The 6,274-nt window shown below is 66.3% G+C and carries 7 protein-coding genes; 1 reads left to right on the top strand and 6 read right to left on the bottom strand.

Annotated features, from left to right (window positions below):
* Positions 1-92: 92 nt before the first annotated feature.
* The 3 genes from ACFUJR_RS17750 to ACFUJR_RS17740 are packed head-to-tail and all read right to left on the bottom strand — an operon-like array spanning position 93 to position 1,736.
* The gene (locus tag ACFUJR_RS17750; RefSeq protein ID WP_383181253.1) at positions 93-392 is read right to left on the bottom strand and encodes a hypothetical protein; all 300 of its coding nucleotides are present in this window, start codon (positions 390-392) and stop codon (positions 93-95) included.
* A complete protein-coding gene (locus tag ACFUJR_RS17745; RefSeq protein WP_383181250.1) occupies positions 392-1,411 on the bottom strand; it encodes a hypothetical protein in 1,020 nt (339 codons plus the stop codon). Before ACFUJR_RS17745 ends, ACFUJR_RS17750 begins: the two co-directional genes overlap by 1 nt.
* Position 1,412: 1 nt before the next feature.
* The gene (locus ACFUJR_RS17740) at positions 1,413-1,736 is read right to left on the bottom strand and encodes a transcriptional regulator (RefSeq protein ID WP_383181247.1); all 324 of its coding nucleotides are present in this window, start codon (positions 1,734-1,736) and stop codon (positions 1,413-1,415) included.
* 537 nt (positions 1,737-2,273) lie between these two features.
* Between ACFUJR_RS17740 and ACFUJR_RS17735 the strand changes: the two genes are divergently transcribed.
* Positions 2,274-3,146 carry a helix-turn-helix domain-containing protein gene (locus tag ACFUJR_RS17735; protein WP_383181244.1) on the top strand — a complete coding sequence of 291 codons (873 nt, stop codon included), beginning with the start codon at positions 2,274-2,276 and terminating at the stop codon, positions 3,144-3,146.
* 66 nt (positions 3,147-3,212) lie between these two features.
* On the opposite strand, the gene ACFUJR_RS17730 is transcribed toward ACFUJR_RS17735, so the two are convergent.
* From ACFUJR_RS17730 to ACFUJR_RS17720, 3 genes are all read right to left on the bottom strand, one after another.
* Positions 3,213-3,713 (bottom strand): NUDIX domain-containing protein, encoded by a 501-nt coding sequence (locus ACFUJR_RS17730; RefSeq protein ID WP_383181241.1) that lies wholly within the window; start codon positions 3,711-3,713, stop codon positions 3,213-3,215.
* 335 nt (positions 3,714-4,048) lie between these two features.
* Entirely contained in the window at positions 4,049-4,678 is a 630-nt protein-coding gene (locus ACFUJR_RS17725) for an HAD-IA family hydrolase (protein ID WP_383165455.1), read from the bottom strand.
* A 288-nt stretch (positions 4,679-4,966) separates the two neighbouring features.
* Positions 4,967-6,202, bottom strand: coding sequence for an MAB_1171c family putative transporter (locus tag ACFUJR_RS17720; RefSeq protein WP_383165458.1), 1,236 nt, complete (start codon positions 6,200-6,202; stop codon positions 4,967-4,969).
* Positions 6,203-6,274 lie beyond the last annotated feature (72 nt).

Genomic DNA, 6,274 nt, shown 5'->3' with positions numbered 1-6,274 from the left:
GAGCGGGGAGAAATCTGGCCGTACGCGGGGAAACCCGTGGCCATCAGTGGGGCGGTAAATGGCCGCCTATGGGGAGCTTGCCATGGCCGCCGTCAGACGACGCCGGCCATCAGCAGGCTGGGTCCGGTGGTGACCTGCCGCCTGGCTCCCTGGTTGGGGGCGACGGCGGCCTCGGTGACGGTCCGGACCCAGGCCAGGACCTGGGGGTGGTCGGCGACGGCGGCCCGGTAGCGCGGGGGCATCCCGGCCGACAGGGCCTCCAGCGGGGAGACGGTCTCGAGCTCCTGGGCCGGTGCGGCGCTGGGGTCGATGTTGCGGGCGGCCAGGATCCGGGCCATCCGGTCCAGGGTGCCCTCGCCGAGGGTCTGCGGTTCGCGGTGACGGGTGCGCATCACAGCTCCTCGGCGTAGGCGGCAGCGGCGTTGGAGGGGTTGGTCCATGCCTGATGGGCGGGGACGTTAGGCCGGATTCCCGGCCGTGCCAAACCGCCGGGGCGTGCGTTCATGGCCTCGTTGACCATGCTGGTCAGCACGCTCGGGTGCTTGGGGTTGGCCGCGAAATTCGCCAGCCCGGCCCTGATGTGCTCCGGCGCGATGCCCTCACCCAGGAGCTTCTTGGCGATCCGGCCGAGGTGTCCGATCACGTCACTGGGCGGGCGCTCGTCGCAGGCGGCAACGTACTCGCCGACGAGCTGGTTTGCCGAGACGCCGGCTGCGGGCGCGATGCGCCCCGTAGGGACAAGAGATCCAGGATCCAAGATCCTAGATCCAGGCGCCGAGCCCTCTCCGATGCTTCGGGGAAGGTTCGGGGAGCCCTCGGAGAATGCCTCCTGACCTGTGCTCTTCGCTCCAGCCTGGCTAAGGGCGCCGCCCGCGTGGTCGGCGGCTTCCTGCCAGTCGGCGGAGGCCCCACCCGTGTGTCCGGGAGGCGTCGACGTGGTTTTGGCGGGCAGGTCGAGGGTTCGGGGAGCGTTCGGCGAGGTCTCGGCGAGTCCTCGGGGAGCAGCAGACGAACCCTCGGTCCGCTTGGTGCAGGAGCCCTTGCAGGGCGCACACCGGTCGGCGGCCTGGTGCTGCGGGCAGGAGGGCAGACGCGACTGGCTCGGCTTGTCGATCTTCTGGTGGTCGGACCAGGTCACGATGTGGAGGTACCGGCGGCCGTCGCAGCCGGTGTACCGGCAGATCAGGCCGGCGGTCGCGAGCTGGTGGAGGTCGTCTTCTACGTGGACCGAGGTGTGCTCGGCGCGGAGGGGCCAGAGGAGCCCGGCGATGATCGCGGCGTTGTCGCGGTGGCGACCATGGTCGTCGGCCTGGGTGAGCAGTCCGAAGAAGGTCCGCTCGGCCTCTACGCGCACTTCGGCGAGCGACTCGGAGACGAATGCCTCCGGCTTGATGGTTCGTATCCGCGCCATGTCAGCGGCCCCGAACGGCGGCGGTCAGGTCGCTGCGCGTGAGGGTGGCGTCGGCAAGGTGGAAGGTGTGCAGTCGCGTCGAGTCCGCCTTCGGCCAGGCCCTCAGGATCCAGCGGTCCGTGCCCCTGGCGGTGGCGCGGCCCACGTCCATGGTCTTCCCGGCCTCGTCGACGACGGCGTGCAGGTGGAGCCACGTCTGCTTCGGGTCGTTGAGGCTGCCCCGGATGGTGGCCGCGCACGCGATCATGTCCGCGAGCTGGGCTGCGAGGCGGCGCTGGCGGCCAGCGTCCGGGCAGGCCGGGGTTCCGATCGGCATGGCGAGCATGCGATACTCCGTCTTTCGTAGGAGCGCGGTGCGGCGGTTCTCGTGCAAAAGCCCCGCCGCCCGCGTGATGTGTATGGGCACCTCTCGGGGTGCCGACCCGGCGCTTGGGAGTTGGTAGCTCCCGGGCGCCGGTTTTCGTGTTACGGCCTAATCGGTTCGCGCCTTTCATCTGCTCGTTGCGTCGTCCCTCCCCGGGTCGCCGCCCGGCGGGGGACGACGAACATATGTAGACACCTGCGGCAAGTCCATCCCCGGCTCCTAACAGCTCGCACAGGGCTCGCGACGGTCGGTTTCGGGGAAGGCGGTCCCACGACCGGTCGGCAGCGACTGGACCGAATCCGACGGCGCGTTGCGCGAGTAGTCACGACAACGCAACGTGCATAGAGGTCCCCCAGGGCTGGCACCATAGAGAGCCGGAGCCCGGCCAGCAGGTGCGATACGGAAACGTACGTCAGTTGCGGAAATGTATCAAGCCTGGGCTACAGTTACCCCAGAGGCCGCCACCACCAGCCTGATCGCCACCCCGCAGGAGTTCATGTGCCACGTCAGTTCGACGGCAGCCGCGTGCGTGCTGTCCGGCGGGGCAAGGACCTCCACCAGAAGGAATTGGCCGAGATGGTGGGCGTCAGCGCCCCCACGGTCGCGCGGTGGGAGAGCGGCCAGGACTTCCCCAAGGGTGAGAAGCTCCCCGCAATCGCAGCGGCGCTCGGTCAGTCGCTTGATGTCCTTTTCCCTCACGACGGTCCGCCGGACCTGCAGCTCCTGCGCTGCGACGCCGGCCTCAGCGTCTCGCAGGCCGCTGCGATCATCGGCGCGAGCCGCGTGCCGGTGGGCAACGCCGAATCCGGCCGGCGCCGGCTCAGTGATGCTTACGTGCAGCCGCTCGCAGAGGCGTACGGGGTGACCGAAGAGGAGTTGTTGGCCGCCCAGGACTGCTCGTTCGGGCTTCGCCCCAGCGCCTCGCGTGATGAGCATGCGTCCGCGCCCCGCACGGTGGGAGAGAAGATCAACTATCTCCTGCAGCACGGGTACGTTGGTCAGGAAGCGCCCTCCGATGAGGAGATTGCACGGATCGTCAACGAGCATGCGGGCGTGGCGGCCGTCACCGCCGACGACATCGCCGCCCTTCGTGCGGGCGCCACGACGGAGGCTTCTGATGTGGTGCGTGCCGGCCTAGCTGAGGCGCTTCAGGTCGACGCAGCCCTCTTCCAAGATGATGCCGAGGTCGACCCTGCGGCCCGCGAATTCCTGGAGGCACTCCGCTTCCTCGGCTCGATTCACCGAGGGCAGATCCTCGGCCTGGCTGCCCGCGGCAACAGCGGGGGTCTGTCTGCCGAGATGATGGCCAAAATCAACGAGCTCGTCGGAGAGCTGAAGCACAAGCTGCCAGAGGTACAGGACGGGCAGTGACGCCGTCGGCGAGTGCTCCTCCAACAGCCCCTGGGCTGAGGGGACCGATCGAAGAGGCGAGAAAGGTCAGGACTGCGCGGTCCGAAACACGAGATACCGGCTGAAGGCCTCGTGGCTGTCGGGAGTGAAGCGCCACTCCAACAGGGCCGAGTGAAGCTCTGGCTCGGTCAGCCAGCCATGCCAGGCGACCTCATCGGGATCGCGGGTCACAGCGTCCGGAACCACGGCTTCATGCACTCCGAGCCAGTGAGGGCTCAGGCCGCTGCGGTTGATGAACGTGAACAGCAAGCGCGGCCGGCCACGAATGCCCAGCTCTTCGGCCAGCTCCCGCCCGGCAGCCTGCTCATAGGATTCACCGACACCCACGGCGCCACCGACCATGACCTCATAGAGCCCAGGGAAGCGCGACAGCTGCTCCGACCGCCGGTGGACGAGGAACCGGCCACGCTCATCACGACACACCGTCGAAGCGATTCGATGCAGCCAGCCCTCCCGGATCGCCTGTCGACGGGTGACCACCCCCAGGACACGATCTTGACGGTCGACACGCTCCACAAATTCATCCACGAAACACACCCTGGCAGAACCCACTGACAACGCCGCTTCCCGGCGAACCGTTCTCGGAACTCGACAACATTCTGGACCCGCTTGATCAACATCTGTTGCCCGAACTCGGCATCACCCGTTCCTGCGTTACACCAACGAAGCCACCCCTGCGTGGACCGGGGCCGGTACGAGCTATTCCGGCAGTCGCGTCAGTGGTCGACAACAGCAAAGGGACTACGGCGATGCCCTTTGCTGGGGCATCGCCGTAGTCCCTTCGCTGTTGGTGTGGGCGAGCAGGGCCAGCGGCTCGGCTTCGACCTCGAGGCCGGTCGGACCACCGCGCGTCTGACGCCGGGCTACGACGCCGTGAGGTCCACGCCGAGCAGTTCGGAGAGAGTGGCCACCGTCTGCCGGGGGTCCTGGTTGTGCACTCCCGCGAGACCGAGCTGTTCTGCTGCCTGGACGTACGCTTCGGTGTCGTCGACGAAGACGCACTCCTCGGCCGGCAGATCCATGAGCTTGAGCGTGATCCCGAAGAGCTCAGCGTCAGGCTTGCGCAGCAGGTGCTGCTCGGAGATCACCACGACGTCGTACAGACGCTCAAGCTCGTAGCCGTCGTACAGGTCCCAAGGGGCGAGCCCAACGCTGTTGGACAGGATGCCCACCTTGATCCCGGCCCGCCTCGCTGCGGCTGCCGCATTGATCATCAGCGGCTCGGGACGAAGGTCGCCGAAGATGCGGCCCATCAGGTTGTCAGCCGGCACGCCCAGCATCTTGCCGGCGAACTCGTTCCACTCAGTCTGGGAGACCGTTCCGCGCTCGAGGTCGCTGGTGATCCGGACACCCTCCTCGTCCTTGTACAGGGCCGTGAGGCAGGCTCCCTGCGGGAGGCCCTCGCGCTGCTCGAACGCGAGCACTGCGGGGAGCAGCGGAGTGGTGAGAACGCCTCCGAAATCGAGGATGAGGCCCGTGCGGCGGTTGGACATGCGAGAACTCCAGATTGCTGAGATTTCGGACGCCCATCCAGACCGGATAGCGTCACTGCCCGGCTACATGTGGCGACGGGAGTAGAGGTGCGTCGCAGGCCGGGGTGCAGTTACGAGGCGGAGCAAGACCTATCAGTCCGCATGACCCACGGTACCAGCCCAGTTCATGCGGCGGACGGTGCCAAATCTCACTCATCGACCCGCCATTCAAGATCGCTATGAAGCCTGGTTCGCTCGTCGGGAAATGGAGTCTGAACCGAGAAATGAGACCGTGAAGCTAATAGCAGGCTAGCGACCCGGTTCGGATTCCACCTCCATGGAGTGCAGGAGAAGCTCCCGAGCTTGATCCGTGGTGATCTGCGAGTAGGCCGTACTGACTCGCACAAGCCACGCCGCTTCACTATCGGTGTCGACGAACGGTTTCTCTCTCAGAGGGGCAGTGGCGTACGGGTTGGCTGGCGAGGTGCCGACGGCTTGGAGTGCGGCCTTAATCCAGTACGCTTCCGCGGCGGGCTCAGAGTCGGGGTGCGATGCGGTGATGTCCTCGGCGGCGAACATCAAGTCCCGTGGAGCGTAATAGCGCAGCTTCTCGCAAGCGTCAGCAATATCCTGAGTCCATCGGTCCAGACGAACATCAATGGGGACGCGTATGTGCCTGAGTTCCGCAAGGCGCCGCCCCGGCGGATACAGGCTCGTCCCGGGAAACGCATCCACCAGGTCAAACCAGAGCGGGTAAGTTCTGTACAGGGTGCGCCAAGCTCTCCACCGGGCCGCCGCCGCGCGGGTGGTGGGAATACTCGCACCTACGGCAACGATCAGGAAGAGCAGGTTCATCCATATCGCTGTGGCATCGACAAGGAGCCGTACCGTGGAGGGACTTAGAGGGAATGCGACCGCAGCCCAAAGGATGGCGATACGCGCCAATGTGTGGGTCAGACCCATCCACATGGAAATCCCCATCAAACCCAGCCCAACACGCATGCTCGTGTTCTCGACCCGTCGCGCCGCCCTCGTCCACTGGTAGCCGCAGACCGCGGTCGTGATGAGCGGGAAGAAGTAAAACACGGTCATGTAGACCGCGACCCCCCATTGCCCAGCATGGTCGATGAGGAAGTTCTGGCTCGGCTTGTCGCGGTCCACCACGGTGAAAAACAGGACCGTGAGTAGAATGACGCCTATCGCTCCCGTCCCGTAGGACGCGCGTGCGATCCGACGGGAGACCGCTACGTGCCGGGGTACGACCGTCTCCGAGCTCTTCCCGTAGCTGGTGGCGACGTAGGTCAGGGCCGCGATGATCGCCGCGGTACTGGCAAAGTGCCTGAGTAGGGCGCTCAGGTCCACCACAGGAATGCGATCCACTGCATCCATTGCTGCTGGCGTGTAGAGCCAAAGCGCTACGGCGAATCCCGCATAACCGCCCCAGAGCGCCCGGCGGTGAGCGTCGGCGTACCGAACTGCAGGGAATCGCCATACGGCGATGAGGGTCATCACAGCCGCAGTCAGGTATTTGATGTAGTCGAACACGGAACCAGTGGGTATCTGCGCCGGCTGCACGCTGGCCCGGAAGGCCAGTCGGCCGCAGCCTTGATTGCCAAT

The organism is Streptomyces sp. NPDC057271, assembly GCF_042668715.1.
Classification (GTDB): Bacteria; Actinomycetota; Actinomycetes; order Streptomycetales; family Streptomycetaceae; genus Streptomyces.
The sequence above is the reverse complement of the archived record's forward strand: the minus strand, read 5'-3'. Positions and strand labels throughout refer to the sequence as shown.